3 protein-coding genes and 1 pseudogene are annotated in these 1,641 nt (G+C 67.6%); 1 reads left to right on the forward strand and 3 read right to left on the reverse strand.

Annotated elements, in window-relative coordinates:
* A partial coding sequence (locus EOA60_RS31995; protein WP_206628349.1) for a hydantoinase B/oxoprolinase family protein occupies positions 1-405 on the forward strand: 405 nt, incomplete at its 5' end.
* Here the strand turns inward: EOA60_RS31995 and EOA60_RS32000 are convergent.
* The 3 genes and pseudogenes from EOA60_RS32000 to EOA60_RS32010 all read right to left on the reverse strand — a co-directional run.
* Positions 406-867, reverse strand: coding sequence for a MarR family transcriptional regulator (locus tag EOA60_RS32000; protein WP_128312555.1), 462 nt, complete (start codon positions 865-867; stop codon positions 406-408). It lies immediately after the preceding gene.
* On the reverse strand, positions 864-1,448 hold the full coding sequence (locus EOA60_RS32005; protein WP_095825565.1) for an amino acid synthesis family protein: 585 nt from the start codon (positions 1,446-1,448) through the stop codon (positions 864-866). Before EOA60_RS32005 ends, EOA60_RS32000 begins: the two co-directional genes overlap by 4 nt.
* Positions 1,441-1,641, reverse strand: a pseudogene (locus EOA60_RS32010) (UPF0280 family protein); the annotation flags it as partial. The pseudogene EOA60_RS32010 and the gene EOA60_RS32005, both read right to left, overlap by 8 nt.

The following is a 1,641-nucleotide window of genomic DNA, read 5'->3' on the forward strand; positions in this document are numbered from 1 at the left end:
CTCTACCGCCATTACGCGCTGCGCGAAGGCTCCGGGGGCGCCGGCAAACATCGCGGCGGCTTCGGGCTCGCCTACGAGGTCGAGATCCTGCGCGGTGAAGCCCGCGCGTCCTTCGTCATGGACCATGGCCGTTTCGGGCCGCAAGGCGCGCTTGGCGGCAGGGACGGCGCGCCGAACAGCGTGACCGTGTTCCGGGGCGGCGAAGCGCATGTGCCGCCGCATCTGTCGAAAGAGCAGGATATCGCGCTCAAGGCCGGCGACCGCGTGCGCGTCGGCACGCCCGGCGGCGGCGGCTATGGCGATCCGCGCGAGCGCGATCCGAAGCAGGTCGCCGAAGATGTCCGGCTCGGCTACTACACGGCCGAGCAGGCGCGGGAGATGTTCGGGGCCGATCCGGAGGTTTGATCAGGCCAACTTCGCCAGCAGCTGTAAGAAGGTCGCAGCCTCCTTGGCCGTGAGCGGCGCCAGCGTTTCCTCGGTGATGGTGCGGGCAAGCGGGATCAGCCGCTCGATCGCCTCGCGGCCTTCAGCCGTCAGATTGACCAGCAGCCGCCTCTTGTCCACCTCGTGCTTGGAAAGCTCGACCAGCCCGCGCGCCTTCAGCCGGTCGATGACGCCCTTTACGGTCGCGGCATCCATGGCGATCAGCGTGCCGAGCTGGTTCTGCGAGGTCTCGCCGATGTCGTAGAGCTTGGCGAGAGCGGCGAATTGCGGCGGCGTCAGATCGCCAATGTGGGAGGCGAAGATCGCCACATGGCGCTGATGCGCCTTGCGCAGGATGAAGCCGACCTGGTCCTGCAGATGGTAGTTGTTCTCGTCCAGCTCTTCGGCCTCGACCAGCCGCAGCAGATTGTCCTCGCCGCTCATCTCAAGCCGTCCCAAGCCTTGATGTCTCCGGCCGCAAGGCCGCCCATGCGGTTGTGGACGCGCGGGCCGCAGGTTATGGCGAGGCAGAACAAGATCTCGTCGGGACGCGGGCCGTCGCTGATGCCGACTTCCATCGCGTCGAAATGGCTGCGCACATAGGCAGCGTTGATGTGGCCGAGCGGAACATCGAGCCGTGCGCCGAAGGCGCCGACCTTCTTCGCCGACGGCACGATCGCCTTGGCGTCGCCGAGCCGCTCGCGCATGGCGTAGCCGCCGGGCACGTGCCAGAGCGCGCCGTGCTCCAGTTCGCCGGCACTGCCGACGATGGCGCCCTTGCCGTAACCGTCGATCTTTTTCACATCGCCGCCAAGCGCGGCGATCAGCCTGTCGGAAAGCAACAGCCCGAGCGGCTTCAGGTCCTCCATCGCGCCCTGCAGGTCCTCGACATATCGACCGGCAAACGGGTTCTTGACCACGGCGAGAGCCGCGGCGCGCAGGCGCGGCTCCTTCGCCGCTGGGCCGCCGTCGTGGAAGATCTCTTCGGTCAGCACCGCGACCTTGCGGATCGGGAATTCAGGCATGGGCAGTTTCCTTCGCTTTATGCTTGTTGGGCGCAGCGAGCGCCACGGAGCCACTGATGCGGGTTTGGCCGGCAAGGAACAGCGCCGACGCGGCGATCAGGCCGCGCCGACGAAAATCTTCGGCGACGGCAAGGCCGTTATCCAGCGCCCGGGCCACCTCGCCGGGCGCTAGCCCGCCGACGCCCTGCGTCAC

It is taken from the genome of Mesorhizobium sp. M1A.F.Ca.IN.020.06.1.1 (assembly GCF_004023265.1).
Classification (GTDB): Bacteria; Pseudomonadota; Alphaproteobacteria; order Rhizobiales; family Rhizobiaceae; genus Mesorhizobium.